Raw genomic sequence first — 25,193 nt, forward strand, 5'->3', positions numbered from 1 at the left:
CGCGGGAGGGAGGCGCCGTGGACCAGGACTACAAGCAGGGCGAACGCGCGCGGGGCACGTCCGCGCAGGATGGCCGCGGCGACTCCCCCGCCGCCATCGGCAGCCGTGCGCGCCAGGTGATAGACCGCATTCTGCAGGGCGCCTCGGAACGGGAGCGCGCGATCTTCTCGCAAAGGACCTTTGGCGACGAGCCGATCCTGCGCACCGGCGCAGACCTGCGTCGCGAGCGCGAGGCCACGGCGTCCGCAGCCGCACCGTCCGCAGCCCCCGCGGACGCCGGCGCCACAGGTATGCGCCCCACCCCATTGCCCGGCGCCTCCGGGCGAGAAGAGCGCGCCGCCCTTCGCCGCGCGGCGCGTGCGGAGCTTCCGCCCCGGCCGCGCCCCACGCACGACGACGCCCTCCGCCAGCGCAGCTGGCTGGACGAGCTCGACGCGCCGCTCGACGCGGACGGCCCCTCCTCCGGCTGGCCGTACGACGGCTGGTCGTGGCCGCACCCGGACGTCGCGCCGGCCCACCCGCGGCAAGGTTCCCGCAAGGCGTCCGCGCGCGCCGGCAGCAACCTGCCCCAGACCCTGCGCGAGCTGCGACAACTCGAGACCGAGCCGCAGCCCAACGGCACCAGGCTCACCGGCGTGAGCCTGTTTGTGGCGCAGGCGCGCCTTGCCGCCAGCTACGAGGACGATTCCGCCCCGTCGCCGTTTGGCGTCAGGTACCGCTACAGCGTGTCGTACCGCGACCTCTCCGACGAGGAGCTCCGCGGCTACTTCGCATGGCGCACCGCATGGCGCGCGCACCGCGAGGACCGCATTCCCTACACGTACGGCCACATCCTCGCAGCGGAGCTCGTGAACGGCATCGGCGCGGAGCCCGGCATGCCCTGTCTGCAAGAGCTCGTCCGCCTGCGCGACCGCGCGACGGAGCTCGACGCGGACGGCATGTCCTCCGGCCTCGCGTTCGACGCGCGGCGCTGGATCCGCGACTACGCCGTGCTCCACAACCTCCCGGCAGAGCTTGCCACCTCGGCGGACGAGCGCGCCTTCGCCCAGGCGGTCGCCACGCTGCGCACGGCAGAGCGGGCGGTCCTGTGCGAGACGGGCGCCCGCGGCCTCACGCCCAAGGACATGCCGGCACACGTTCCAACCGATGCAGACGTCTGGAAGGCAATGGCCGCGCTGTCCTCGTACAACGTGGAGCGCTCCCCGTTCCTGCGAAACAACCCCCAGTCAGCGGCCGCGGTCGGCGCGGCCGTGTTCCGCGCGCTTGCCAAGCACTGCGGCAAGCGCCGCAAGACCAACCTGGTGGACGGCCTCGTGGGCTGGGAGTCCAGCGTCGGCTGGTTCCCGTTTCCGGACCTCCCGTGCACGCTGCCCAAGGAGCTGCCCTCCCCCACGTACCGCATCGACGCGTGCACGCGCGTGACCACGCTCGCCGGACGCTGGTTTATCTACCGCGGCTACGAGCGCGTGGGCAAGAGCCGCGACCTCGGCCGCATCCTGCGCGCCATGGACCGCCAGATGCGCGAGGACTGGGACGACCCGCGCGCCCTCAAGCCGCGCCCCCTCGCAAAGTACCTCGAGAAGATCGTCGTCCAGGCGTCCGCTGAAGAGCGCCAGCGCGAACTCGAGGCAGAGAGCCGCAAGATAGTGATCGATCTCTCCAAGCTCGGCGGCATTCGTGCCGCAGCGGCCACAACCCGCGAGGCGCTCCTTGTGGACGAGGAGATCGAGGACGAGCCCACCGCAACGACCGCGCCCACTCCGTCCTCACCCGCGCCGACTGCGTCCGCCCCCATGGCCCATCCGGCGCACGCGGTCGAGAAGAACGCCGCGCCCTCGGTCGCAAACCCCACCGCCACCGATGGCACGACCGCGGCAGCAACGTCACCCGCGAGCCCGAACCCCGTCGCCGCCGAGGATGGCCAGACGCCATGCGGCCTGGACTTCCTCGAGCTCAAGGTCATCGCACGCGTGTCCGAGGGCAAGCCTTTCTCGGATCTGCTCGGCCCGGGCAAGCCCATGGCATCCGTGTTGGTAGACTCCATAAACGAGAAGCTGTTCGACGAGCTTGGCGACACGGCGATCGAGTACGTCGACGGAGAGCCGCGGCTCGTTCCGGACTACGTCGAGGATGTTCGCGACATCTGCGGCCTCTAAAATTGCCAAAAGAACATCTGTTCTATTTCTCCTCCATGGTCTACAATGGTTGGTCACACCATAAGGAGGGGGTCCAATGGCAGCTCAACAGCAGAGGCGCGTGCCCAAGCGCATCGCGGCGGTGATAGTCAACTCACTCAAGGGCGGCGTCGTCCCACGCATCGGCCTTCCTTACATCACGGTCGGGCGCGAGCGAGAGATCGCGGCCCTGCTGCATGACCTTGACCTTGTGTCCGAAGGCGGCGCGAGCTTCCGCTTCGTCGTGGGCCGCTACGGTGCCGGCAAGAGCTTCCTGCTGCAGACCATCCGCAACCACGCCATGGGCAAGGGCTTCGTCGTGTGCGACGCGGACCTCTCGCCGGAGCGTCGCCTGCAGGGCGGCAACGGCCAGGGCCTTGCCACGTATCGCGAGCTCATACGCAACCTCTCCACCAAGACGCAGCCGGAGGGCGGCGCCCTTAACCTCATACTCGACCGGTGGGTATCCAACGTGGAGTCCCAGGTCACGCTCGAAGACGGCATCGGCCCGGACAGCCCGGGGTTCGCGGATGCCGTCGAGCGTCGCATCCTCACCACCATCCACGACCTGCAGGAGCTTGTGCACGGCTACGACTTCGCACGTCTGCTCACCATGTACTGGCGCGCCCACCTCGAGGGGGACGACGACACGAAGGCAAGCGTCACGAAGTGGTTCCGCGGCGAGTTCCGCAACAAGACGGAGGCGCGCCAGGAGCTCGGCGTCAACATCGCCATCGGGGACGACGACTGGTACGACTACCTCAAGCTGTTCGCCACCTTCCTGCGCGGCGCCGGCTACCAAGGCCTCATCGTCCTGGTAGACGAGCTCGTGAACCTCTACAAGATCCCGAATGCAATCAGTCGTCAGTACAACTACGAGAAGATCCTCACCATGTACAACGACACCCTCCAGGGTAAGGCGCACTACCTCGGCATCATCATGAGTGGTACGCCCCAGTCCATAGAGGACCGCCGTCGCGGCATCTACTCGTACGAGGCCCTGCGCAGCCGTCTCACACAGGGGCGCTTTGCCCAGGGCGGCCTCGTGGACATGCTCGCGCCCGTCATCAGGCTGCAGCCACTCACGCACGAGGAGCTCCTCGTTCTCATCGAGAAGCTCGCAGACATCCACGCCGGGCTCTTTGGCTACGAGCGCAGCGTCACGCAGGAGGACCTTGTACGCTTCCTGCAGGTGGAGTACGGACGCGTCGGCGCGGACACCCACCTGACGCCCCGCGAGGTCATTCGCGACTTCGTGGAGATGCTCGACATCCTGAGCCAGAACCCCACGCTCACCATCGACGCAATGATCCAGAGCGAGGAGCTGAACGCCCCCGTACAGACTCCCGTGGAGCAGCGCGAGGAGGCGGCCGCCTCGCCACGTGCGAAGAGCGTTCCCGCAACCAAGACGGAACGTGGCGATGACTTTGCGGAGTTCAGCATCTAGCAGACGGGGAAGACCATGTCCACCTTCGATCGCTATGCCCCCTTCATACAGGACTTCATCTACGAGCACGACTGGCAGAGCCTGAGGTCGGTGCAGGTTGCGGCGGCCGAGGCGATATTCGACACGGACGAGAACGTCCTTCTCACCGCATCAACGGCATCCGGCAAGACGGAGGCCGCGTTCTTTCCCATACTGACCGAGTTCTGGGAAGACCCGCCCGCGTCCGTCGGTGCCATCTACATTGGCCCCCTGAAGGCGCTCATCAACGACCAGTTCATCCGTCTCGAGGACCTGTGCGCCGAGGCAGACATCCCGGTCTGGCACTGGCACGGCGACGTGTCGCAGTCTCACAAGCGCAAGATGATGAAGCACCCCTCTGGCATACTCCAGATAACGCCGGAGTCCCTGGAGGCAATGCTCCTGCACCGCCACTCAGCCATAGGGCGCATCTTCGGCGACCTTCGATACGTCGTGATAGACGAGGTCCACTCGCTGCTGCGCGGGGACCGCGGAGACCAGTGCCTCTGCTGCATCGAGCGGCTGAGCAGGCTCGCCGGCGTGAATCCCAGGCGCATAGGGCTCTCCGCCACCATCGGCGACCCCGTTGCGACCGGACAGTACCTGAGCGCCGGCACCGGACGCGGCTGCGTCATCCCAAAGCTCGAGGGCCCGAAGGAGCGCTGGCGCATATCCATGGAGCACTTCTACACGTCGGGTCCCCAAGCGCCCGAACGCGGGGCCGACGTCCTCGGGCACGACGCCACCAAGGACGCGGAGACGCCCAGATACGAGATCCCGGTGGGGCTTGCCAGGGAGGAGCACATTCCCTCCCCAGAGGAGCGCGTGGAGGACGTCGCAGCGGAACGGCCGCTCCCCGACCCAGAGCAGCCTGCGGAGGAGGCCCCCACCGATGCCGCTCCCGTATACGCTGACCCGGGGCTCGCATACGTCTTCGAGCACACGCGCGGCCACAAGTGTCTTGTGTTCGCAAACTCCAGGGAGGAGGCGGAATCGGTCTGCACCACGCTCAGGCAGTACTGCGAGGCGACGGGCGAGCCGGACCGCTTCCTGATCCACCACGGCAACCTCTCCGCCAGCCTGCGCGAGTCGACCGAGGAGATCATGCGCGAGGAGGACGCGAACCTCACGACGGTAACGACGGCCACCCTCGAGCTCGGCATCGACATAGGCCGGCTCGAGAGGGCGTTCCAGATCGACGCGCCGTTCACGGTGAGCTCGTACCTGCAGCGCATGGGCAGGACGGGCAGGCGTGGACAGCCGAGCGAGATGTGGTTCCTCATGCGCGAGGACGAGCCAGAGTCCCGAGCCCTCCTGCCGGAGACGATCCCGTGGAAGCTCCTCCAGGGAATCGCCCTCGTCCAACTCTACGTCGAGGATCGCTGGGTCGAGCCGCCACGGCTGGACGGACTCCCCTACAGCCTGCTGTACCACCAGACGATGGCCACGCTCGCAAGCTCCGGCGAGCTCTCCCCCGCCGAGCTCGCGCGCCGCGTGCTCACGCTGACGCCGTTTCACAGGATTTCGGCGGACGACTACCGTATCCTCCTGCGTCACCTCATATCAATCGACCACATCCAACAGACCGAAGAGGGCGGCCTCATCGTCGGCATCGCCGGCGAGCGCGTGACGAACAACTTCAAGTTTTATGCCGTGTTCAGCGAGGACGAGGAATTCACCGTAAGGAGCGAGTCGCAGGAGCTAGGCACCATCGTCCAGCCGCCTCCCGTCGGCGAGCGCATCGCAATCGCCGGGGCGACGTGGGTGATCGAGGAGATCGACTACAAGCGCCACCTCATCGAGTGCTCACCCGTCAAGGGCAAAGTCCCCGCATACTTCGGCATGGTCGCCGGCGACGTCAACACCCGCATCCTCGAGCGCATGCGCCTCGTGCTGCGGGAGGACAGGCTGTACCCGTACCTCCGCCGTAACGCCCGCGCACGTCTGGAGCAGGCACGCCACGTCGCAAGGAACGCCCACGTCACGACAGAACCGCTCATCTGCGTGGGCGGCACCGCGTGGTGTCTCTTTCCCTGGCTCGGGAGCTATGCGTTTCTCGCCCTCGAGCGCCTGATAAAAATCAAGTGCGCGGCAGAGCTCGGCCTGAAGGGGCTCGACTCCTCACGCCCGTACTTCATGCAGTTCACCATGCGGGCAGATGCGGAGACGTTCTATCGTGTCGTGAAGGAAGCGGCGGCATCGATCTCGGACCCGCTCGAGCTCGTATATCCCGGGGAGGTCCCCTACTTCGACAAGTACGATGAGTTCGTCCCGGAGGAGCTCATCCGCAAGGGCTTCGCATACGGGGTACTCGACGTCGAGGGAATGGTCGATCGAGTGCTGGGGTGGCCGGATGCACCCAAGAGCGACCAGGGAGGCTTCCTTCCCGGCACAGACCACCGACTCTCGAGCTAGCCGTGTGCCACACGGCGCCCTGCATGATGGCGAGGGTGCGCCACTGACGTGAAACGGCTAAGGTAGTTCAGGCAGGAATCAGATGGGAGGTTCTGATGGCACAGGACGAGAAGAGCAAGACAAGTAGCAAGGGCAGCAGCCCCAGGGGCACCCAGATGGCGGCTTCGAGCCAGAGGGGAATTGTGATCGCTGCCCTCGTCGCGACGCTCGTAGTCGTCTACCTCCTTCAGAACGTCGCAAAGCTCGACGCCACGTCCACATTCCTCATCGGCCTCGCAATCCTCGTGGTCATCGTCCTCGTGGGACTCTTCGTGACGACGACGGTGCGCAAGACGCGCATGAAGCTCGACGTAAAGGACACGTGCAACCCCATCCTCGAGCGGTACAACCGCACGGGAGACGTGGCGAGGCTGCTTTCGGACTACGAGTCCTGGACGAAAGGCGATCACGACCCCAGCCTCGTGGCACAGTTTACGCAGGCGACGGTCGACGCCCTCATCAACACCGGTCACGAGAAGCAGGCAAGGCGGCAGCTCAAGGTGCTCGGCGAGGTGGTGGGAAAGGACCAGCGCTCTCAGCAGGAGTATGCGAAGTACCAGAAGCAATGCGAGTCCAGGCTCAAGAACGTGAAGAAGGAGATGCGCAAGGCGCGCAGGTAGGGGTTTGGTGTCACCAGTGTCAGACAGTGCTTCGGGAGCGACCATAGGATCGCGAGAATCGCGCAGAAACGAGTTTCTTTCCAGCACGGGAGGCCTGCTGGCGCTCGCAACGGCGAGCTGCCTTCTGTGGGGCTCTGCCTTTCCGTGCACGAAAATCGGTAACGTCTTGTTTGGCATCGCGCCCACTTCGACGTCCTCGCAGCTTTTGTTTGCGGGCGTCCGATTCTTCATTGCCGGATGCATGGTGGTCGTCGCCATGAGCATCATGAGGGGGCGCCCACTTCTTCCGAAGGCGACGGACTGGAAGGCCATTGCCTGCCTTTCGCTCTTCCAGACGGTGCTCCAATACGGCCTGTTCTATCCCGGCCTTTCCCGTGCATCTGGCGTCGCGAGCTCCATCATCGAGGCAAGCGCCTCCTTTATCGTCATCCTGCTCGCCGCGCTCGCCTTCAGGCAAGAGCGACTCGACGCACGCAAAGTCGCAGGCTGCATTGTCGGCTTTGCCGGCGTCCTCCTCGTGAACCTAAGGTCGGGAGGGGCACTCCGGTTCAGCCTCGCGGGAGAGGGGCTCGTGTTTCTCTCCACCATCGCTGCCGCGATGTCGAGCTGCCTCATCAGGGAGTTCTCGAAACGCCACGACCCTGTGCTATTGAGTGGATGGCAGTTCGTCGTGGGTGGCATCGTATTGACAGCAATGGGCTTGGCAACGGGCGGCAAGCTTCAACCGTCGCGTCCTGCCGCGCTCGTGCTCCTCGCGTACATGGGCTTCATCTCCGCGGCGGCCTACACGATGTGGTCCATGCTGCTTTCGGCAAACCCCGTGTCGCGCGTCGCCGTATTCGGCTTCATGAACCCCGTGTTCGGCGTGGTGCTCTCCGCGCTCCTTCTGGGAGAGGCGTCCGCGATCGACCCGCTTCGCGCCACCCTTGCGCTCGTGCTCGTCTCCGTGGGCATCGTGATCGTGAACCGCGACCCAAAGGCGCGGGAGTCGGCGCGGTCGGACGAATGCGCCTAGAGCCGGGCGGCATCGCCTAGCCGAGGGCGAACTTCCTGGCGACGACGCCGGCGATGCGGTAGTGCAGAGGCCTGAGGTCGCGGTCCGCCTGAGGGAGGGCGTCGCGGATGGGCAGGTGCTGCGGGCAGTGCGCCTCGCACTTGCCGCAGCGCACGCATTGCGTGGCGAACGCGGGCTCCTTGCGCAGGCTCACGACCTGCCAGTACTCCTTGCGACCGGCAGACTTGCCCTCCGTGTACATCTGGTTCCAGCAGCGGAAGGCGGAGGGGATGTCCACGCCCTTCGGGCAGGGCATACAGTAGCCGCAGCCCGTGCACCCGATGCGCATGCTCTTCCCCACGATGTCCTTCACGCGAGCGATGAGATCCTGGTCCGCCTGCGTGAGGCAGCCGACGCCGGCCTCGCTCGCAACGCGGCAGTTCTCCTCCACCATGGGCACGCTGTTCATGCCAGAGAGCACGCACGTGACCTGCGGCTGGTCGTAGAGCCAGCGCAGCGCCAGCTCCGCGGGGCTCCACCCGTGCGCCTCGCTCGCGATGAGCGACTTCGCCTCCTGAGGAAGAAGGTCGACGAGCTTTCCGCCCCGGAGCGGCTCCATGATGATGACCGGGATGCGCCGCTCGGCCGCGGCGAGAAGCCCTTCTCGCCCAGCCTGGGCGTGCTCGTCCATGTAGTTGTACTGGATCTGGCAGAAGTCCCAGTCGTAGGCGGCGAGCACCTTGAGGAACATGTCCGTGTTGCCGTGGAAGCTGAAGCCGATGTTGCGGATCTGGCCGGCGGCCTTCTTGCGCGCGATCCAGTCGCGGATGCCGAGCTCCTCGAGCTTGTGCCACGCGACGACGTCCGTGAGCATGTGCATGAGGTAGTAGTCCACGTGGTCCGTCCTCAGGCGGCGGAGCTCCTCGTCGAAGTAGCGGTCGATGGCCGACGCGCTGCGGATGAGGTACTGCGGAAGCTTCGTGGCGATGTTCACGCGGTCGCGGACGCCGTTCTCTTGGAGGACGCGGCCAAGCAGCTCCTCGCTTCCCGGGTAGATGTAGGCGGTGTCGAAGTAGTTGACACCCAGCTCGATGGCGCGCATGATCTGGTGCTCCGCCGCGGGGTAGTCGATGGCGGCGCCGGGGCCGGCCGCGCGCTTGAAGCGCATGCACCCAAAGCCAAGGAGCGAGAGCGGCTCGCCGTGTCTGTCGTTGCGATACTGCATGCGAACCCCCGTCGACGTTACGTGCGCGGGCCGCGGACGGCGGCTCGCTATGGGAAGTATAGCGGGCGATGTGAGGAGTGCGCGCGGAGCCGGCCGCGGCGCACGCGGAGGGGTACACTCCTCCACATGAGACCAACGAACGGGAGGCACGCCATGCCGAAGAGCATTCTGATCAAGGACACCACGCGCGAGGAGCGCATCGAGATCGTGAGGCGGGGGCTGGACTGGTGCGGCGACGGCTCGTGCGAGCAGTGCTCCGGCTGCAGCATGGGCGTGGGGTCGATCGACGCCATGTACCTGCCCTACATCGAGGGCGAGCTCGAGCTGGCAGAGGTGAACATGCGCCACGCCGCCGACCACTACACGCTGGCGTAGCGCGCGGTTTGGCGAGCGTGCGGGCACGGCAATCGCGCGGTCGCATCGATCGTGCAGCCGGCCGGCACACAGCTACTGCTTGAGGCAGAGGATGTCGAGCGGCTCGAGGGCGAACGGCAGCGCCGTGCGGTAGCGCTCCATCGCGCGCGAGAGGTCTGCCGCGGGCACCCAGGTCTGGAGCTCGGCGTCGAAGCGCTCGAGCGCGCCCAGGCGGCACTCGCGAATGGGCTCGCGCGGAGAGAGCACCTGCAGGACGGAGCCAGCCGCGGCCTTGTTGCGGCAGAGCACCTCCGTCATGTAGCGCGACCCCGAGCCAGCGTCGGCCGAAAGCGCCACGCTCTTCTCGACCGTGGCCACCATCAGGCGGTCGCGCTGGTACTCCACGCGGCCGGGGTTCTGCGTGGGGTTGCCATAGAAGAAGCCCGTGGAGTACGGGCGGTGGCTCACGGCGTCCAGCTCGCCCACCCAGGCGGAGGCGGGCTCGCCATCGAGCACGTGGCGGTAGGCGTTCGTGACGCACGCCGTGTAGTAGGCGCCCTTCGCGCGGCCCTCGATCTTGACGGCGGCGACGCCCGCGGCCGCAAGATCGTCCAGGTGGTCGAGCATTGCGAGGTCGTTGGAGCTCAGGATGTAGCTCCAGGAGTCGTCCTGCTCCACGGGCATGCGGCGCACGTCCGGGCGCGACTCCTCCACCAGGGTCCAGCCCCAGCGGCACGGCTGGGTGCACGCGCCAAAGCTCGCGCCGCGCTCGCGGCCGACGAGCTCGCTCGACAGCAGGCAGCGGCCGCTTACGGCCATGCACATGGAGCCGTGGGCGAAGACCTCCAGCTCCAGCGACGAGAACCCGTCCGCGTCCAGGCGTCGGCGCAGGTCCGCGACCTCGCGCACGCTCATCTCGCGCGCAAGGACGACGCGGCGTGCGCCCAGGCGGGCGTACTCCTCTGCCGCGAGCGCGTTCATGACGGAGGCCTGCGTGGACACGTGCAGCTCCACGTGCGGCGCGTACCTGCGCACAAGCGCCATGGCACCCAGGTCCGCCACGATGGCGGCGTCCACCCCGATCTGATCCACGAAGCGCAGGTAGTCTGGCAGGGCGTCAATGTCGCAATCGCGCATGAGCGTGTTCAGCGTGAGGTGGACGGCAACGCCGGACGCGTGTGCCAGGCGGACGGCCTGCTCAAGCTGGTCGCGATCGAAGTTCTTGCTGCGGGCGCGCATGCCCCAGCTGCGGCCGGCCAGGTAGACCTCGTCCGCGCCAAAGTGCATGGCCTGGCGCAGCTGCTCTGGGCCGCCGGCCGGCGCGAGCAGGCGCATGGGGCGACGTCTTGCCGGCGCGGCGGCGGATGCGGATATGTTGTTGGCGCTGGTCATGATGGGTGTGCTCCCGAGTGTGCGATGGGTTGCGTGCGTTGGGTGCGGCCTGCACAGTCTAGCGCATGGCGAGCGCGGACGGCGCGGGGCCTGACGCGGCCACACGGACTATACTCGTGCCCGTGGACACGCGCGCCCCGCACGCGGCGCGCAGACAGGTGCAAGGGAGCAAAGGTGACGGCACGGCACGCGGCAAAGGGCCGCAGCAACGCAAAGGCAGACGCACGCAAGGATCACGCCCGTCACGCGGGGCACCTGGCGCAGGACGCGCTGGGCGAGAAGGACAGCCGCCGTGGCCGTCGCGCCTACCGCGGGCGCGCGGTTGCCGTGGCCGTAGCGATCTCCGCAGTCGTGGCTGCGGGTGCCGTGATGGCATCGCCGCAGTTGAGGGGGCAGATCTTCTCGCCCACGGGCGACGGCGGCGCCGACGCGAGCACCTCTGCCACAGGCTCGCGGCGCGGCGATGCGAGCGCCTCCGGCGAGGAGGCCGGCACCACGAAGGTCGGTGGCTCGGACGCAAGCGCACCTGACGGCGGCGCATCTGACACGAGCGCGTCCGGCGAGGCGAAGGCCGCGCCAAAGGAGGACGCGACGGCGCTCGACACCGGCGCGGACGCGAAGGTGACCACGTTCGCCACGAGGAGCGGCATCAGCGTGACGGCGCCGGCGGGCTTTGAGTCCACGCCCACGTGCGAGCATCTGGAAGACGCGGTGGCCGCGTTCACCGCGAGGGGCTACCACCTGGGCTTTGCCATGGTGGACCTGAAGACGGGGCGCGGCGCGTCGTACAACGCCAGCCAGAAGTTCTATCCCGCGAGCAGCATAAAGGCCGTGTACGTAACCGCAATCCTGGAGTCCACGCACGGCGGCGCCGCATCGAGCTCGGACGCCATCACCAAGTGCCTGGTCGACTCTGACAACGACGCGTTCCGCACGCTGCTGAAGACGTACGGATACCGCGTGTATGGCTCCTGGCTGCAGAGTCGCGCGCCCGAGGCGGCGCAGGAGGCGTACGGCTACAACTACCCGCACATATCTGCCGCGGGCATGCTGAACTGCTGGCGCGAGGTGTATCGCTTTGGCACGTCCGGCGAGCCCGGCGCGAGCCTCCTGTCCGGCTGCCTTGCGCGCACGAACCACTCCGCGTGGGGCGCGCTCTTGCGCGACCGCTTTACGGTGTGGTCCAAGCCAGGCTGGTACCCCGCAAACGAGGGCCTGGCCTCCACGGCGACGGCCGACAACGGCATCGTGTTTTCAGACTGCGGCGACTACGCGGTCGCTGTGCTTTCCGACGCGCCCTCGGACTTCGACTCGCTGCTGCCGGTGCTGGACGCGCTGAACGCCGCACACGGCAAGATGTGCGGCGGCAGCTCCGCCCTGCGGCAGACATCCGCAACCACCGTGGGCTAGCGTCGCGGGCCGACGCCGTGGGCCCACGCCGTGGGCTAGCCGTCCAGCGCCTCGCCGCGCAGGATGCCCAGCCCGTGCGCGATGGGCCCGATCACGGCGGAGACGTTCTCTACCGCGGCCTTGGGGCTGCCGGGCAGGTTCACCACCAGCGTGCGTCCCACGATGCCCGCGACCTCGCGCGAGAGGCACGCCTTGGGCGTGATCGCAAGCGACGCCGCCCGCATGGCCTCCGGGATGCCCGGCGCCATGCGCTCGCACACGGCGGCCGTGGCCTCCGGCGTCACGTCGCGCGGCGAGAACCCCGTGCCCCCGGTGGTCAGCACCAGCGCCACCCCGCGCGCGGCCGCGTCGCGCAGCTCCGCCTCTATCCGCTCGCGCTCGTCCGGCACCAGGCGCGTCGCCACCACGCGATACCCGTGGCGCTCCGCAAGCTCCACGAGCGCAGGCCCGCTCGCATCCGGCCGCTCGCCCCTAAACGAGCGGTCGCTCACGGTAATGACCTCTACCGAGAAGGACTCGCCGCCATGGCCGTCGTCCCCTCGGGACGCGGCGTCCAGTCCCCGCAGCGGCTCCAGGTCCCCCGCAGTCGCCTTCCTGACCTCAAGTGCCATCCCGGCCCCCTTTCGCTCGCGGGCCGCACGGCGGCGGCCAGCGTCATATTTTTGCTGGCAGATACGCAAACTGACCGCTACGCAAACGGGCAGTGCGGGAACGTGCACGGGTCGCAGCCCAGGCAGAGCCCGCCCTCGCCCATGGCCACGAAGTCGCGCTTTTCGAGCGGCACGCCCGCAACCAGGCGCGGCAGCGCGAGGTCGAACACGGTCGCCTTGCTGTACATGACGCACCCCGGCAGCCCCACCACGGGCACGGGGCGTGCGTCCTTCTCGCCCGCGGCATCCGGGTCGAAGTAGCCCACCAGCAGCATGGCGCCCGGCAGCACCGGCGCGCCGTACGTGACGACGCGCGCGCCGGCACGCCTGATGGCACCGGGCGTGTTGTCATCCGGGTCAACGCTCATGCCGCCCGTGCACAGCACCATGTCGACGCCGGCGGCGCGGGCCTCGCCAATGGCGGCCACCACGTCTTCCATGTTGTCCCCCGGCGTGGCGTGCCACGTCACCCTAACGCCAAAGCGCGCGAGCTTGCGCTCCACCACGGGGGTGAAGCGGTCCTCGATGAGCCCGCTCTTGACCTCGGAGCCCGTGGTGATCACGGCGGCGGTGCGCATGACGTACGGCGCCACGCGCATGAGCGGCCCGCGCGCGGCGACGTCCGCCGCGGCCTCCGCCTGTGCCACGACCGCCCCGTCGATCACAAGGGGGATCACGCGGGTGCCGGCAAGGGCGTCGCCCGCGCGCACGCCAAAGTTGCCGCGGCGCGTGGCCACCATCACCTGGTCCACGGAGTTCACGGCCGCAAGGCGCTCGGAATCCACCAGGAACACGCCGTCGTGCGCGGCGTTTATGGCGATCTTGCCCTCGCGCGGCTCGCCCGCGGCCACACAGCCCTCGCCCAGGCAGAGCGCCGCCATGCGGCGCGCGGCCTCGTCCTCGTGCAGCCAGCCCGGGCGCTTCTGCCACACGTACAGGTGAGCCTTGCCCATGCTCAAGAGCACCGGCACGTCCTCGGCCGTCACCACGTGGCCCTTGCGGAAGCGCGCGCCCTTGTAGCGCGGCAGCTCGTTTCCGTCTGCATCCGTGCCGCCAGGCAGGATCTGTGTCATGTCGTGGCACAGTACGTGTCCCACGGCGTCCCTGGTTGCCACCAGCTTCATTCCGGACTCGCTCATGCAAGCTCACCTTCCCCCATCACGCGCACCACGTCGCCGGCGCGAACGCTGCCCCCGCGCGCCACCACACAGAATATGCCGTCCGTCGGCATGACGCACATGCCCGTGATGCGGCGTATCTCGCAGTCGTTGTGGCACGTCTTGCCAATCTGCGTCACCACCAGGCGGCACTCCCCCACCGCGAGCACGCTCCCCACGGGAAGCTCGCGCAGGACGAGGCCCTCCGTCAGGATGTTCTCCGCAAAGTCGCCGGCCGCAAGCTCGAGCCCGCGCTCGCGCATGCGGTCCACGCTCTCGTTGGGAAGCAGGCTCACCTGCCGGTGCCACGCGCCGGCGTGGGCGTCGCCCACGATGCCCACGCCCACGCGCAGCTCCAGCGCGTCCACCGTGTGCTTGCGCGTGCCCTTGTGCTCGCTCACGCTCGTGGCAAGCACGCGCCCCACGAGCCCCTCGCCGCCCTGCGGCCCAACGCCGCCGTGCAGACCCTCGCTACCCTGCATTAGCATTCCTCCCGAACGAAGTGCCCCGACTTGCCGCCGTCCTTCTCCATAAGGCGCACGCGGTCTATCACCATGTCGCGCTGGTGCGCCTTGCACATGTCGTAAATGGTGAGGCCCGCGACGGACGCCGCCGTGAGCGCCTCCATCTCTACCCCGGTCTCGCCGCAGCAGCGGCACGTTGCCGTGATCGCGATGCCGTCCTCCTCAAGCGAGAAGGACACGTCCACGCCCGTAAGCTGCACGGGGTGGCACATGGGCACCAGCTCCCACGTGCGCTTGGCCGCCATGATGCCGGCGACCTGCGCCACGGCGAGCACGTCGCCCTTCCTCACCCCGCCCGTGCGCACGAGCTCCAGGGTGTCCGGCCTCATGAGGACCTTGCCGGCCGCCGTCGCGGTGCGCTGGGTCTTGGGCTTTTGGGACACGTCCACCATGCGGGCGCGACCCTGCTCGTTGAAGTGCGTGAACGCCATGCTCAGCCTCCTATCTGGCTCATGGCACGCGGCGTCTGGCTCGCGTGCCCCATGTCCATGTGGTGCCTGCCGGGCTTTGCCGCGATGCCGCGCGCGATGGCCTGCACCAGGTCCTTTCCGGAAAGCCCGCGGAGGTCCACCTCTGCCGCAGAGTGCAGGCACGGCTTGAGCCTGCCGTCCGCCGTGACGCGTATGCGGTTGCACTGCCCGCAGAACCGGTGCGTCATGGGCCGGATCAGGCCCACGGTGCCACGCCAGCCCGGCGCGCGATAGAGCTCTGCCACGCCCGGGGCCGCACTGGCCACGGGCGCAAGCTCCGGCACGGCCGCAAGCACGGCGTCCGCCGGAAGAAAGCGCTCGCGCGGCCACGCGGCGCACTCGCCCATGGGCATGAGCTCGATAAACCGCACGGAGAGGTCGCGCGTGCGCGCGAGCTCCGCAAGCGGGCGCAGCTCGTCCTGGTTGATGCCGCCCAGCAGCACGCAGTTGATCTTCGTGCCGACAAAGCCCGCCTCGCGCGCGGCCGCAAGGCCGGCGAGCGCGTCTTCCAGCGTGCCCACGCGCGTGATCTTGCGGTAGCGCTCGGCATCCAGCGTGTCCAGGCTCACGTTCAGCCGCGTGAGGCCGGCCGCGCGCAGCTCTGCCGCCACGGGTGCAAGCAGCGTCGCGTTGGTGGTCATGTCGACCTCGTCCACGCCGGGGACGGACGCCACCATGCGCACCAGGTCCACGATGTTGCGGCGCACCAGGGGCTCGCCGCCCGTCAGGCGCACCTTGCGAACACCCAGGCTCGCGGCCGCAGCCACGATCTGGCGCATCTGCTCGAACGAGAGTATGTCCTCGTGGCGCAGGCGCGGCACGCCGCACGCCGGCATGCAGTACACGCAGCGGCAGTTGCAGAGGTCCGTCACGCTCAGCCGCAGGTAGGTGACGTCGCGTCCAAAAGCGTCATACATGGGCGCACTCTCCTTCCGAAATTCCCTCGCACAGCGGCATCACGCAGTCCGGCGCGATGCCAAGCGTCACGTGGGTGGCGCCGCCAAGCGCGGCCCACGCGTCCTTCTCGCACTCGTAGCGCAGCGGCGCACCACCGGGCGTCCGCGCCATCACGATGGTGCTGAACGTGCCGTCTATCACGCGCTCCACCACGCACGGGATGCGGTTGGCGCCGGGCGCCAGGCTTGGGGGCGCGCCCCTCTCGCCCGCGGGCGCAGCAGCCGCCGTCAGGTAGTGCGCGCGGATGCCGGCATGCGTCACGCGCGGGCCCGGCGCGTCTGCGCACGCGAGCGTCACGCCCCAGTCGTCGCAGGCCAGCAGGTGGTCGCCGGCCACGCGGGCGCGGCTCACGTTCTTGCAGCCGCTTATGAGCGCCGCGGCCACGGTGCGCGGGCGCGCAAACAGCTCGTGCACGCTCATGAGCGGCTCGCCCTTGCCGCGGTCGATCACGCACACGTCCTGCGCCAGGCGGTGCACCTCGTCGCGGTCGTGCGTCACCAGCACGGCCCCGCCCGGGAAGGCGCGGAGGCCGTCCGCAAGGTCCAGCTCCAGCTGCCAGCGCAGGTAGCCGTCGAGCGCACTGAACGGCTCGTCCAGAAGGATGAGCTCCGGGTCGCTCGCCAGGATGCGCGCCATCGCGACGCGCTGCCGCTGCCCGCCAGAGAGCTGCGCCGGCCGCAGGCGCTCCGCCCCGTCCAGCCGCATGGCGCGAAGCTCGCGCCGCGCACGCTCGCGCCGCCCTGCGCGGCTGCCCTCGCGCACGCCGGCCATCACGTTGTGCAGCACGTCCATGGTGGGAAACAGCGCGCTGTCCTGAAACAGATAGCCCACGCGGCGGCTCTGCGGCGGCAGGTCAACGCCGGCCTCGCTGTCAAACAGCGTGCGGCCGTTCAGCACAATGCGCCCCTCGTCCGGCCGCATGACGCCGGCGATGCACTTGAGCGTGACGGACTTGCCGCAGCCGGACGGCCCCAGAAGCGCCATCACCCTGTCCGCGCGCTCCACGTCAAAGCTCACGTCCAGCGTGAACGCGGCCAGGCGCTTGCGTATGCGCACGCCAAGGCTCATCGCGCGCCTTCTTCCGCCGCGCCGCGCGCGGGCGAGAAGGACGCGGCCCCGCGCCCGCCGGCCGTGCGTCCCTGCACCACGTTAAGCGCCACCAGCACGACGCAGCTGATCGCGAGGTTCACGATCACCCACGCGAGCGCGCCGGCGTTGTCGCCCGTGCGCCACAGCTGGTACACCGTGGTGGATACCGTCGCCGTTGAGCCGGGCATGTAGCCGCACACCATGGACGTGGCGCCGTATTCGCCCAGCGCCCGCGCGAACGCGAGCACCGCGCCCGCCACGATGCCCTGCCGGCAGCACGGCATCTTGACGCGCCAGAACACCCACGCGTTCGAGCGGCCGAGCGTGCGGGCCGCGTCTGCCAGCGTCTGGTCGAACGACTCGAACGCTCCGCGCGCGGTGCGGTACATCAGCGGGAAGCTCACCACCACGGTCGCGAACACGGCCGCGTACCACACCATGGTCAGGCGCACGCCCAGCGCGGAAAGCGCCCACGCACCCAAGGGCCGGCGCGGGCCCAGAAGCATCAGCAGCAGGAAGCCCACCACGGTGGGCGGCAGCACCAGCGGAAGCGTCAGCACCACGTCTGCAAGCCCGCGCACCACGCGCGGCGCGCGCGACACCACGTTCGCGAGGGCGATGCCCAGGAGGAACACCACCACGGTCGAGGCGGCGGCCACCCTGAGCGAGTTTGCCAGGGGGAAGAGGTCCATGTCCTTCTCACCTAGGCCTTGGCAAGCACGGTGAAGCCGGAGTCCGCAAAGCGCGCGGACGCGGCCTTCGTGTGCAAAAAGTCCAGAAACGCGGACGCGAGCTTGGGCTCCGGTGCCGCCTTCAGCGCGGCCACCGGGTACGTCACGCTGCCGCACATGGCCTCCGTCGCGGCGTCCACCTGCGAAAGAGACTCCGCCTTCGCGTCCGTCGCGTACACCACGCCGCAGTCCACGCTCGCCTCGCGCACCTGGGCCGCGACCTCCTTCACGTTGCTGCCGTAGCTTATGCAGCCCGCCTGCGCAAGCGCAGACTCGTCCAGGCCAAAGTGTGCCAGGATCTTCTGCGTGTACTGGCCCACCGGCACGTCCGCGTTGCCCATGGCCATGAGCACCTGATGCGCGGCGAGCGCCTTCGCCAGGCCGTCGAAGCTCTGCACGTGCTTGGGGTTGCCGTCCGGCACGCAGAGCACCACCTTGTTCTGCAGCAGGTCAACGCGGGTGGCATGATCGACCATGCCGGCGCCCTCCTGGCCGTCGAGCCCGCCGTCCAGCTGGTCCATCTGCTTTTCCGCAGCGGAGAAGAACACGTCCGCCTTTGCCCCCTCCGCGATCTGGGTGCAGAGGGTGCCGGACGAGTCGAAGTTGAACTTTACCGTCACGCCCGTGTGCCTGCGTTCGAACTGGCGCCCGATCTGCTGCAGCGCCTCCGTAAGCGACGCCGCGGCAAACACGGTGAGCGTGCGCTTCTTTGTGCCCGCGGGCGCCGTGCCGGGTTCGCTCGCGGACGAGTCCGCCCCGTCGCCTCCGCACGCGGCAAGCGCCGCCGTCGCCACCAGGGCGGCCGCGCCGCCCACAAACTGGCGGCGGGTAAGGCCGCCGCCCTTCTCGCTTACGTAGTGCATGTGTCCTCCTTGGTGTGGTGCCTGCCAATGCGCCGTGGCGCAAAAGGTACCCATGTGGTGCCTGTGGGTAATCGCCCGGCCGGTGGTCGGGCTGGTATAACAAATTATATAGTTGTCTAACTAATTTTTTGTATTGGTGCGAGACGAATCGGCGTGCGGTCGCTGCTCCGGCGGACGCAGCTCCGCGCGACAGCGGATCATCTGTGCCGCGATCGATATGGCGATTTCCGCCGGCGTCACGGCCAGGATGTCCTCCCCAATGGGCAGGTGCACGGAATCGAGCCACGCCGCGTCCACGCCGCGCTCGCGCAGGGTCTTGCGCGCAAACGCCGCCTTGCCGCGGCTGCCGATGCAGCCCACGTACGCGGGGCGCGCAGACGCCACCTGCTGCAGCACGTCGATGTCCCACGCGTGGCCGTGCGTCGTCACCACCACGTAGTCCGCGCCGCCTACGCGTATGCCCATGCCCTCAAGGTTGCGAAGGTCGCCGCAGACCACGCGCTCCGCCGCGGGAAAGTCCGCCGGCACGGCCACGCCGGGGCGGTCGTCCGCCACCACCACGCGAAACCCCACGTGCGCGAGGACCCCCGTCAGCGCGCGGCCCACGTGCCCGCCACCAAACACGTAGCACACCGGGTCCGGTCCGGCGGGCTCCACGTACGTGCGGGACGCCTCGTCCCACGCGGCCGCCTGGCCGGCAAGGGCGCGCGCCTCCGCAGAGCCCGCCGCAAGGGCCGACGCGTCCAGGAGGTCCACAACCACGTCCGCGGGGTCGCCCCAGTCCTCGCGCAGCACAAAGCGCTCGCCGGCCCCGAGCCTGCCCAGCAGGTCTCGCAGGAGCTCGGCCCGCTCCGGCCGCCACGCGGCCACGCCCACCAGGGCGTCGCCTCCGCACGCCATGCCGGTCTTCTCGTGCGTCATCCACTCCAGCACCGCCGGCTGCGCGCCGGCAAGCACGCCGCGGCAGCGCTCCTGCATCTGCTGCTCTAGACGGCCGCCGCCCACGGTGCCCAGCCACGTGCCGTCCTGCAGAAGTGCCATGCGCGCCGTCGCGTGGCGCGGCATGGAGCCGCGGGTGGCAAGCACCGTTGCCAGGGCAAACGGGCGGCCGGCGGAAAGCTCGGCCAGAAGCCGGCGCACCAGCGCCTGGTCGCGCAGGGTGTCGTGCGAGTCTTGCATGTACTTCTCCTTTGGGGCGCCCGCGCGCAGGCGGGGCGCCTTCGTTGGGTTCGACGTCCGGGGCCGCTAGCCCTCAAGCCTGTGCGAGAAGTGCAGCAGCGCCTCCAGCACGCCGCCGCCAATCGCGCGCGCCTTGTCTGAGCACGTGTTGCAGTGGCCCGGCGCACAGCGCGGGTCGATGTCGCCGGACTTCATGCCGCGCGTCACGGGGCAGCCCTCCTGCAGAAGCCCGCGGAGCACGCCCGGAATCGTGGCCAGAAGTGGCTCGCCCGCGACGGTTGCCACCAGGTCGCCCTTCTTCACCACGTCGCCGATCTTCAGCACCGGCTCGAACGCGCCGTCCGCCGGCGCGTGCAGCACGCGCTCGCGCGCGTAGCCGCCAATGTTTCCCGGCACGCCGGTGTTGGGGATGGGAGACCCGTCGTATATCACGCGCCCCAGGTAGTGGCCGCGCTTCGTCTCTATCGCGGCGTGGCAGTCGCAGCCGGCCGCCATCCCGGCCCTAAATCCCGGCCCCACGCCAATCACCACGGGCGCCATGTCGCGCGTGGTGCCAAGGTTGCGCTTCGCGATGATCGCGTCCACCACGCACTCGGGGCGCAGGCACGCGATCGAGGCGCCGTCCGGATCCACGAGCACGGCAATCGTTCCCGAGGCGGCCACGCGAGCCGCCTCGTCCGCGTCCGCGCACAGCACGCCGTGCACGTCCTCCACCGTGGCCTCGCCCAGGCGGATGGCCTCGCTAAAGCTCACGGTGCGCCGCACGGCCGTGGGCACGGCCACGTCCAGCATCACCACGTCCGCGCCGCTGCGGTGCAGCCTCACGGCAATGCCAGAGGCAAGGTCTCCCGCGCCGCGTATCACTACCAGCATCGATCCTCCAAGCAAAAGGCGCGCCGGAGGCCCGGCCCGCCACCGTTTCCCGACAGCCCACACGCGGACTGCCCACAACAGGGCCGTGACTTTTTGGGCGGCGACGCCGCCGGGGTGCCGTGCCAGTCACCCAACGTTCCGCCCAGTATAGCGGAGCACCATTTGGAGAATAACTATTTGTTTGGATTGCAGAACTTAATTTTTGTGAGCGGTATCCCGGCGCCGCAGACGGCATGCCGCCACAGGCGAGAAGGGCGCGCCGCTGGGCTAGAGGTCTATCTCGTACCTTCCACCCACAAAGTAGTCGCGGCCTATGCACACGGGCTTCTCGTCCGCGCCCACGTAGTCCGCCACGCTGTAGATGAGCGGGTCTCCCGCGCTCACTTCCAGCAGCTGCGCCTGCTCCGTCGTGGCCTTCACGGCGTTGATGGTCCATGCAGTATGGTGGTCCGGTCGGCGCTCCAGCATGCGCTCGATCGCGTCGAACATGGACGCGTCCTCCAGCGGCTCCGTCAGCAGGTCCGGCGCCCATTCGTACGGCAGGATCACGCGCTCGTCGCACACTGGCAGGCCGTCCGCAGACCTCACGCGGCGCACCAAAAGCATGAGCGCGCCTTCCGCCAGCCCAAAGAACTCCAGCTCGTCAGGCCTGCCGGGCGTTATCTGGCGGTCTATCACGCGCGCGCCCGGACGCGCGCCTATCTCCTGGCACATGCGCGTAAAGGTACTGATGTCCCGCGTGCGAGACAGCTGCCGGCTAATGTGGCGCGTGCCCACGAACGTGCCACGCCCCTGCATCTTCACCAGGAAGCCGTCCGAGCACAGGTCCTCTATCGCGCGGCGCACGGTGATGCGACTCACCCCGTAGCTCTGGCTCAGTTCCGCCTCGGAGGGGATCCTGTCGCCGTTCTTGTACGTGCCACCTTTGATGGCTGCTTTTAGGTCGTCGTATATCTGCTGGTAGAGCGGCGTCGCCGTAGTGCCCATGTCCCGCCTTTCGCACGGCGCCCTTGGTGCGCCACGTGTCGTTCCTTTCGTGTCATACGTATGATACCTCTTTGCCACCCACGGACCCCAGCGCCAGCGGCACCACCTCGCGCAGCGAGCCCACCACCACGTCCGCCTCGCCCTGGTCCAGGCTCACGCCCGGCCGCGGCGCAAGCGCGCACACCAGCGCGCCGGACGCCTTCCCCGCTCGGATGCCTATGGGAGAGTCCTCCACCACCACGCAGTCCTCCGCGCAAACGCCCAGGCGCCCCATCGCGGTGAGGTAGATCTCCGGGTCCGGCTTGAACGCGCTGCACTCCTGCCCGCTTATGGCAAGGCTCACGTACGGCCCCGTCCCCGTCGCCGCCATGAACTCGCGTATGAGCTCCGGGTACGAGGAAGAGCAGATCGCGCACCTCACGCCACCCTCTCGCAGGTCGCGCATCACGCCCACCGCATCGGGGTTCGCCACCTTGCGCCACGGAGTCGGGTGCGCGTCGGAGTATGCGCGGTACCCGTCGTGCAACACGCGGCGCAGACCCGCGTCGCCTGGCACCAGCGTCTCCCAGATCGCCCGGTCGTTGCTCCCACTGAAGTCCGGCACCGCGTCAAAGTGAAAGCCCTTCCCCACAAGGTAGTCCACGCGGCGCTGGTTGTAGAACTGCTCCGTGAACGCCAGCACCCCGTCCATGTCAAACAGCACGGCCCTCGCCATGCCACCACCCCCATGACCCGCCACGCGGGCGAGAAGAACGTGCGCACGCACCCGTGCGCGCCTACAAAAAAGCGGGCCGCCCGCGATGGACGGCCCGCGACGTGCGCCTAGAGACTAGTACTGCAGCTTCCACATGTAGCGGCGCATGGTGAGCGGGTGCTGCCTTGCCTCGGAGATCTTCTCTGCGTACACGCGCATGACGGCGGTGTGCACGAAGGGGTTGAAGTACGTGGCGACCTTCGAGCCCACCACGCCGGACAGGCCGTAGTCCTTCGCGTCGATGACGGCGACTTTCGCGTCGAAGCGCTGCAGGAACGTGAGGGCGCGGGCGTCCATCGGGCGGGTAGCGCCGTCGTTCATGAACAGCAGGTACGGCTTGTCCTTCTCGGTCAGCTCGAACGGGCCGTGGAAGTACTCGCCGGTGTGGTAGGCGGCGGAGTCGATCCACTGCATCTCGGAGAACAGGAACATGGAGGTGGAGTACGCTACCTTCGCGCTCGCGCCGGAGCCCATGAGGTAGATGAGCTGGTCATCCTTGAAGTCGGCCGCAAACTGCGCCGCAAGCTTGCCGGCATGCTCCGCCGCGTCCTCGGCGAGGTCGTACACCTTGCTCAGGCCGGCGACCATATCGTCGTACAGGTCCGTACCCTCGACCTGCTGCAGCAGCTCGACCGCGAGAGCCAGGGCATAGCCCATCTTCTCGACCTTCGCGGCGTAGTTCTTCTCGAAGCCGTGGACGATCACGTGGTCGACGCCCTCGGTCAGCGGGGAGGTGCCGTTGTGCGTGATGGCGGTCACGGGAGCGCCAAGCGCCTTCGCGGTGCCGTTGGCCTTCACGGTCTCGGGCGTGGTGCCGCCCAGGGAGCACGTCACGACGAAGGTGTTGGGGCCAACCCAAGCCGGCGTGTCGTAGTTGAACTCGTTTGCCGTGAAGATCTGCACGTTGAGCGTACGGGTGTTGTTTGCCAGGAAGTACTTCGCGGGATAGAGCTCGCTCATAGAGGCGCCGCATCCCACGAACGCGACGGAGTCGATCTGGTGGTCCTTCAGGACGTCCGCCACGATCTGCTTGGGCTTGCTGAGGTCGATCTCGTACATGTTATGTCTCCTTTTCTGTCGAGAAGCGCCACGCTGGCGCATTGTCTGCTTTTCTCGTCCGCATGCCTTGAGCGGACCTAAATCTTGTGCGGGCCCGGACCTTTCGCGAATCCGGGATTTGCGCGGCCTTAGGCCAGGATTCCAAGCACGGAGAGCAGGATGCCGCCGAAGATGCAGATGGCGAGGATCCAGCCGGACTTGACGTTCTTCTTGATGAGCCAGTACATCGCGCCCGTGAGCGCAAGCGGAATCATCTGCGGCATGATGGAGTCCAGGAGCTTCTGGATCTTGACCGCACCGCCCGCGAACGTCGCCGGAGCCGTCGCACCAATGAGCGTGGCGACCATGCCGCCTATTGCCATGAGGCCCACGATGCCGCACACGTACATGACGCGGTCCATGAGGTCGCCGCTCTGCATCTTCTGCAGGAAGCCGCGACCGCCCTCGTAGCCGAGCTTCGCCGCGAACCACGTGACGAGGACCGACGGGATGATCGAGATGACCATCGCGAGGATGGGACCGAGGAACGACCCCTGCTTTGCGAGGCTCACGCCCAGACCGAAGGCGATGACGCGGATGGTGCCCTGGAAGAACGAGTCGCCGATGCCGGAGAGCGGGCCCATGAGCGACGTCTTCACGGCGTTGACGGTGTCGGGGTCGAAGGCGTTCGGGTCCTCGGCGAGCTCCTCCTCCATCGAGGCGGACAGCCCCAGCACGAAGGCGCTCGTCTGCGGCGTGCAGTTGTAGAACGCCATGTGGCGACGGTACGCTTCCTTCTTGCGCTCCAACTGCTTGGGGTCGGTGTCCGCGTTGGGGTAGCAGCGATCGAGGGTCGGCGCGATGCCGTACATGAAGCCCATGTTCATCTGGCGCTCGTAGTTCCAGGAGTCCTGGATGGCCCAGCTGCGCCAGAAGAACTGGCCGATCTTCTTGCGAGTAGAGACTTCCTTGGTAGCCATGTCCTTCTCCTTACTCGTCGTCGTCTTCGAGGGGGTCATAGTCTTCGGATGCGGCAAGCGCCGCGGTACCGCCACCGTTGCCGTTGGCGTGGCGGCCGAACTTGAGGTCCATCAGCACGATTGCGGCGGCGACGCCGATGGCGGACACGGCGATGACGGAGAGCTTGAGGTAGGCGGCCAGCAGGAAGCCGATGAAGAGGAAGGCGCCCATGCCCTTCTTGAGCGAGAGCGAGAGGAGCAGCGCGAGGCCGTAGGCGGTGAGGAGCTTGGTGGAGACGTTCAGTCCGGTGGTGAGCCAGCCGGGGATGAGGCTGACGACGCCCTTGACGAGGTCGGTGCCAAGCAGAATCGCGAAGAACGTGGGGATGAAGTACATGAGGGAGTACAGGATGGTGCCCACGACGATGTGCATGTGCTGGGCCTTGACGAACTTGCCCTCCTCGATCGCAGTGTCCGCGACGTGGGTGAGCACGGCGATGACGGAGCGGAACACGATGCCGAGGAGCTGCCCCAGGACCGCGACGGGGACCGCGATGGTCATGGCGGTCTCGGCGCTGGCGCCGGTGAGGCACGCGAACGCGGACGCGATGATGCTGCCAAGCACCATGTCGGCCGGCACCGCGGCGCCGACGCTCACGAGGCCCATGCTCACGAGCTCCGCGGCAGCGCCGACGGCGAGACCCGTCATCGGGTCGCCCAGGACGACGCCCACGAGCGTGGCACCCACGAGCGGCTGCTCGAAGTTCAGGCGGCCGAGCAGGCGCGAGTCGAGCATGCAGAACACGCTGACGAGGCCCACGAGCAGGGCGCTAACGAATGTGTTCATGTCTTTCTCCTTTCGGGGACTGCGCCG

24 protein-coding genes are annotated in these 25,193 nt (G+C 68.1%); 7 read left to right on the forward strand and 17 right to left on the reverse strand.

Translation table 11 applies throughout. From position 1 onward, the window contains the following. The first annotated feature begins 17 nt into the window (after window positions 1-17). The 5 genes from BLT96_RS07935 (at window position 18) to BLT96_RS07955 (ending at window position 7,728) form a co-directional block, all read left to right on the forward strand. Window positions 18-2,156 (forward strand): TerB N-terminal domain-containing protein, encoded by a 2,139-nt coding sequence (locus BLT96_RS07935; protein WP_090863371.1) that lies wholly within the window; start codon window positions 18-20, stop codon window positions 2,154-2,156. Between the two features lie 76 nt (window positions 2,157-2,232). After that, window positions 2,233-3,621: an ATP-binding protein gene (locus tag BLT96_RS07940; protein WP_090863374.1), complete on the forward strand. Its 1,389-nt coding sequence runs from the start codon at window positions 2,233-2,235 to the stop codon at window positions 3,619-3,621. Window positions 3,622-3,636: 15 nt separating this feature from the next. Next, on the forward strand, window positions 3,637-6,054 hold the full coding sequence (locus tag BLT96_RS07945) for a DEAD/DEAH box helicase (protein WP_090863377.1): 2,418 nt from the start codon (window positions 3,637-3,639) through the stop codon (window positions 6,052-6,054). Window positions 6,055-6,149: 95 nt separating this feature from the next. Further along, on the forward strand, window positions 6,150-6,713 hold the full coding sequence (locus BLT96_RS07950) for a hypothetical protein (protein WP_090863380.1): 564 nt from the start codon (window positions 6,150-6,152) through the stop codon (window positions 6,711-6,713). Window positions 6,714-6,729: 16 nt separating this feature from the next. Beyond that, a complete protein-coding gene (locus BLT96_RS07955) occupies window positions 6,730-7,728 on the forward strand; it encodes a DMT family transporter (RefSeq protein WP_245719255.1) in 999 nt (332 codons plus the stop codon). Window positions 7,729-7,744: 16 nt separating this feature from the next. Here BLT96_RS07955 and BLT96_RS07960 read toward each other — a convergent pair whose 3' ends face one another. Beyond that, window positions 7,745-8,932 (reverse strand): aldo/keto reductase, encoded by a 1,188-nt coding sequence (locus BLT96_RS07960; RefSeq protein ID WP_090863382.1) that lies wholly within the window; start codon window positions 8,930-8,932, stop codon window positions 7,745-7,747. A 153-nt stretch (window positions 8,933-9,085) separates the two neighbouring features. On the opposite strand from BLT96_RS07960, the gene BLT96_RS07965 reads away from it, so the two are divergent. Beyond that, window positions 9,086-9,307, forward strand: coding sequence for a hypothetical protein (locus BLT96_RS07965; protein WP_090845196.1), 222 nt, complete (start codon window positions 9,086-9,088; stop codon window positions 9,305-9,307). A gap of 72 nt (window positions 9,308-9,379) precedes the next feature. Here BLT96_RS07965 and BLT96_RS07970 read toward each other — a convergent pair whose 3' ends face one another. After that, window positions 9,380-10,678, reverse strand: a complete 1,299-nt coding sequence (locus tag BLT96_RS07970; protein ID WP_197674345.1) for a peptidase U32 family protein — start codon at window positions 10,676-10,678, stop codon at window positions 9,380-9,382. 174 nt (window positions 10,679-10,852) lie between these two features. On the opposite strand from BLT96_RS07970, the gene BLT96_RS07975 reads away from it, so the two are divergent. Further along, window positions 10,853-12,088, forward strand: coding sequence for a serine hydrolase (locus tag BLT96_RS07975; RefSeq protein WP_157692202.1), 1,236 nt, complete (start codon window positions 10,853-10,855; stop codon window positions 12,086-12,088). 35 nt (window positions 12,089-12,123) lie between these two features. Here the strand turns inward: BLT96_RS07975 and BLT96_RS07980 are convergent, their stop codons facing one another. The 15 genes from BLT96_RS07980 to BLT96_RS08050 all read right to left on the reverse strand — a co-directional run bounded on the left by BLT96_RS07980 (window position 12,124) and on the right by BLT96_RS08050 (window position 25,166). Then, the gene (locus BLT96_RS07980) at window positions 12,124-12,699 is read right to left on the reverse strand and encodes a MogA/MoaB family molybdenum cofactor biosynthesis protein (protein ID WP_090863388.1); all 576 of its coding nucleotides are present in this window, start codon (window positions 12,697-12,699) and stop codon (window positions 12,124-12,126) included. A gap of 77 nt (window positions 12,700-12,776) precedes the next feature. Next, entirely contained in the window at window positions 12,777-13,877 is a 1,101-nt protein-coding gene (locus BLT96_RS07985) for a molybdopterin-binding protein (RefSeq protein ID WP_245719256.1), read from the reverse strand. Beyond that, complete coding sequence (locus tag BLT96_RS07990) at window positions 13,874-14,377, reverse strand: MOSC domain-containing protein (RefSeq protein ID WP_157692203.1); 504 nt, start codon at window positions 14,375-14,377, stop codon at window positions 13,874-13,876. Before BLT96_RS07990 ends, BLT96_RS07985 begins: the two co-directional genes overlap by 4 nt. Next, window positions 14,377-14,850 (reverse strand): cyclic pyranopterin monophosphate synthase MoaC, encoded by a 474-nt coding sequence (gene moaC / locus BLT96_RS07995; protein ID WP_090845205.1) that lies wholly within the window; start codon window positions 14,848-14,850, stop codon window positions 14,377-14,379. Before moaC ends, BLT96_RS07990 begins: the two co-directional genes overlap by 1 nt. Before the next feature lie 2 nt (window positions 14,851-14,852). Further along, the gene (moaA, locus tag BLT96_RS08000) at window positions 14,853-15,806 is read right to left on the reverse strand and encodes a GTP 3',8-cyclase MoaA (protein ID WP_090863391.1); all 954 of its coding nucleotides are present in this window, start codon (window positions 15,804-15,806) and stop codon (window positions 14,853-14,855) included. Continuing rightward, window positions 15,799-16,914 (reverse strand): sulfate/molybdate ABC transporter ATP-binding protein, encoded by a 1,116-nt coding sequence (locus BLT96_RS08005; RefSeq protein ID WP_090863394.1) that lies wholly within the window; start codon window positions 16,912-16,914, stop codon window positions 15,799-15,801. The genes moaA and BLT96_RS08005 overlap by 8 nt, the downstream gene beginning before the upstream one ends. Continuing rightward, window positions 16,911-17,627 carry a molybdate ABC transporter permease subunit gene (modB, locus tag BLT96_RS08010; protein WP_090863398.1) on the reverse strand — a complete coding sequence of 239 codons (717 nt, stop codon included), beginning with the start codon at window positions 17,625-17,627 and terminating at the stop codon, window positions 16,911-16,913. Before modB ends, BLT96_RS08005 begins: the two co-directional genes overlap by 4 nt. A gap of 11 nt (window positions 17,628-17,638) precedes the next feature. Continuing rightward, entirely contained in the window at window positions 17,639-18,529 is an 891-nt protein-coding gene (gene modA / locus BLT96_RS08015) for a molybdate ABC transporter substrate-binding protein (RefSeq protein ID WP_090863400.1), read from the reverse strand. 120 nt (window positions 18,530-18,649) lie between these two features. Further along, window positions 18,650-19,708 (reverse strand): XdhC family protein, encoded by a 1,059-nt coding sequence (locus tag BLT96_RS08020; protein ID WP_090863403.1) that lies wholly within the window; start codon window positions 19,706-19,708, stop codon window positions 18,650-18,652. 66 nt (window positions 19,709-19,774) lie between these two features. Next, entirely contained in the window at window positions 19,775-20,581 is an 807-nt protein-coding gene (yqeB, locus tag BLT96_RS08025) for a selenium-dependent molybdenum cofactor biosynthesis protein YqeB (RefSeq protein WP_090863406.1), read from the reverse strand. Between the two features lie 267 nt (window positions 20,582-20,848). Next, window positions 20,849-21,568 carry a GntR family transcriptional regulator gene (locus BLT96_RS08030; protein WP_090863409.1) on the reverse strand — a complete coding sequence of 240 codons (720 nt, stop codon included), beginning with the start codon at window positions 21,566-21,568 and terminating at the stop codon, window positions 20,849-20,851. A 52-nt stretch (window positions 21,569-21,620) separates the two neighbouring features. Beyond that, window positions 21,621-22,283, reverse strand: coding sequence for an HAD family hydrolase (locus BLT96_RS08035; RefSeq protein WP_090863412.1), 663 nt, complete (start codon window positions 22,281-22,283; stop codon window positions 21,621-21,623). Window positions 22,284-22,397: 114 nt separating this feature from the next. Further along, on the reverse strand, window positions 22,398-23,381 hold the full coding sequence (locus tag BLT96_RS08040; protein WP_090863415.1) for an SIS domain-containing protein: 984 nt from the start codon (window positions 23,379-23,381) through the stop codon (window positions 22,398-22,400). Window positions 23,382-23,509: 128 nt separating this feature from the next. Continuing rightward, entirely contained in the window at window positions 23,510-24,340 is an 831-nt protein-coding gene (locus BLT96_RS08045; RefSeq protein WP_090863419.1) for a PTS system mannose/fructose/sorbose family transporter subunit IID, read from the reverse strand. Window positions 24,341-24,350: 10 nt separating this feature from the next. Continuing rightward, entirely contained in the window at window positions 24,351-25,166 is an 816-nt protein-coding gene (locus BLT96_RS08050) for a PTS mannose/fructose/sorbose/N-acetylgalactosamine transporter subunit IIC (RefSeq protein WP_090863422.1), read from the reverse strand. Between the last annotated feature and the right edge of the window lie 27 nt (window positions 25,167-25,193).

Origin of the sequence: Parafannyhessea umbonata (assembly GCF_900105025.1) — a bacterium.
GTDB lineage: Bacteria > Actinomycetota > Coriobacteriia > Coriobacteriales > Atopobiaceae > Parafannyhessea > Parafannyhessea umbonata.

Bases quoted from the DNA above. Each gene is read 5' to 3' on its own strand.
- BLT96_RS08045 (WP_090863419.1), bottom strand. From the start codon at position 24,340: ATGGCTACCAAGGAAGTCTCTACTCGCAAGAAGATCGGCCAGTTCTTC.
- BLT96_RS07970 (WP_197674345.1), bottom strand. From the start codon at position 10,678: ATGACCAGCGCCAACAACATATCCGCATCCGCCGCCGCGCCGGCAAGA.
- BLT96_RS07940 (WP_090863374.1), top strand. From the start codon at position 2,233: ATGGCAGCTCAACAGCAGAGGCGCGTGCCCAAGCGCATCGCGGCGGTG.
- BLT96_RS07980 (WP_090863388.1), bottom strand. From the start codon at position 12,699: ATGGCACTTGAGGTCAGGAAGGCGACTGCGGGGGACCTGGAGCCGCTG.
- moaC (WP_090845205.1), bottom strand. From the start codon at position 14,850: ATGGCGTTCACGCACTTCAACGAGCAGGGTCGCGCCCGCATGGTGGAC.
- BLT96_RS08005 (WP_090863394.1), bottom strand. From the start codon at position 16,914: ATGAGCCTTGGCGTGCGCATACGCAAGCGCCTGGCCGCGTTCACGCTG.
- modB (WP_090863398.1), bottom strand. From the start codon at position 17,627: ATGGACCTCTTCCCCCTGGCAAACTCGCTCAGGGTGGCCGCCGCCTCG.
- BLT96_RS07960 (WP_090863382.1), bottom strand. From the start codon at position 8,932: ATGCAGTATCGCAACGACAGACACGGCGAGCCGCTCTCGCTCCTTGGC.
- BLT96_RS07945 (WP_090863377.1), top strand. From the start codon at position 3,637: ATGTCCACCTTCGATCGCTATGCCCCCTTCATACAGGACTTCATCTAC.
- BLT96_RS07950 (WP_090863380.1), top strand. From the start codon at position 6,150: ATGGCACAGGACGAGAAGAGCAAGACAAGTAGCAAGGGCAGCAGCCCC.
- yqeB (WP_090863406.1), bottom strand. From the start codon at position 20,581: ATGCTGGTAGTGATACGCGGCGCGGGAGACCTTGCCTCTGGCATTGCC.
- BLT96_RS08040 (WP_090863415.1), bottom strand. From the start codon at position 23,381: ATGTACGAGATCGACCTCAGCAAGCCCAAGCAGATCGTGGCGGACGTC.
- BLT96_RS08050 (WP_090863422.1), bottom strand. From the start codon at position 25,166: ATGAACACATTCGTTAGCGCCCTGCTCGTGGGCCTCGTCAGCGTGTTC.
- BLT96_RS07985 (WP_245719256.1), bottom strand. From the start codon at position 13,877: ATGAGCGAGTCCGGAATGAAGCTGGTGGCAACCAGGGACGCCGTGGGA.
- BLT96_RS08020 (WP_090863403.1), bottom strand. From the start codon at position 19,708: ATGCAAGACTCGCACGACACCCTGCGCGACCAGGCGCTGGTGCGCCGG.
- BLT96_RS08035 (WP_090863412.1), bottom strand. From the start codon at position 22,283: ATGGCGAGGGCCGTGCTGTTTGACATGGACGGGGTGCTGGCGTTCACG.
- moaA (WP_090863391.1), bottom strand. From the start codon at position 15,806: ATGTATGACGCTTTTGGACGCGACGTCACCTACCTGCGGCTGAGCGTG.
- BLT96_RS08030 (WP_090863409.1), bottom strand. From the start codon at position 21,568: ATGGGCACTACGGCGACGCCGCTCTACCAGCAGATATACGACGACCTA.
- BLT96_RS07990 (WP_157692203.1), bottom strand. From the start codon at position 14,377: ATGCAGGGTAGCGAGGGTCTGCACGGCGGCGTTGGGCCGCAGGGCGGC.
- BLT96_RS07965 (WP_090845196.1), top strand. From the start codon at position 9,086: ATGCCGAAGAGCATTCTGATCAAGGACACCACGCGCGAGGAGCGCATC.
- modA (WP_090863400.1), bottom strand. From the start codon at position 18,529: ATGCACTACGTAAGCGAGAAGGGCGGCGGCCTTACCCGCCGCCAGTTT.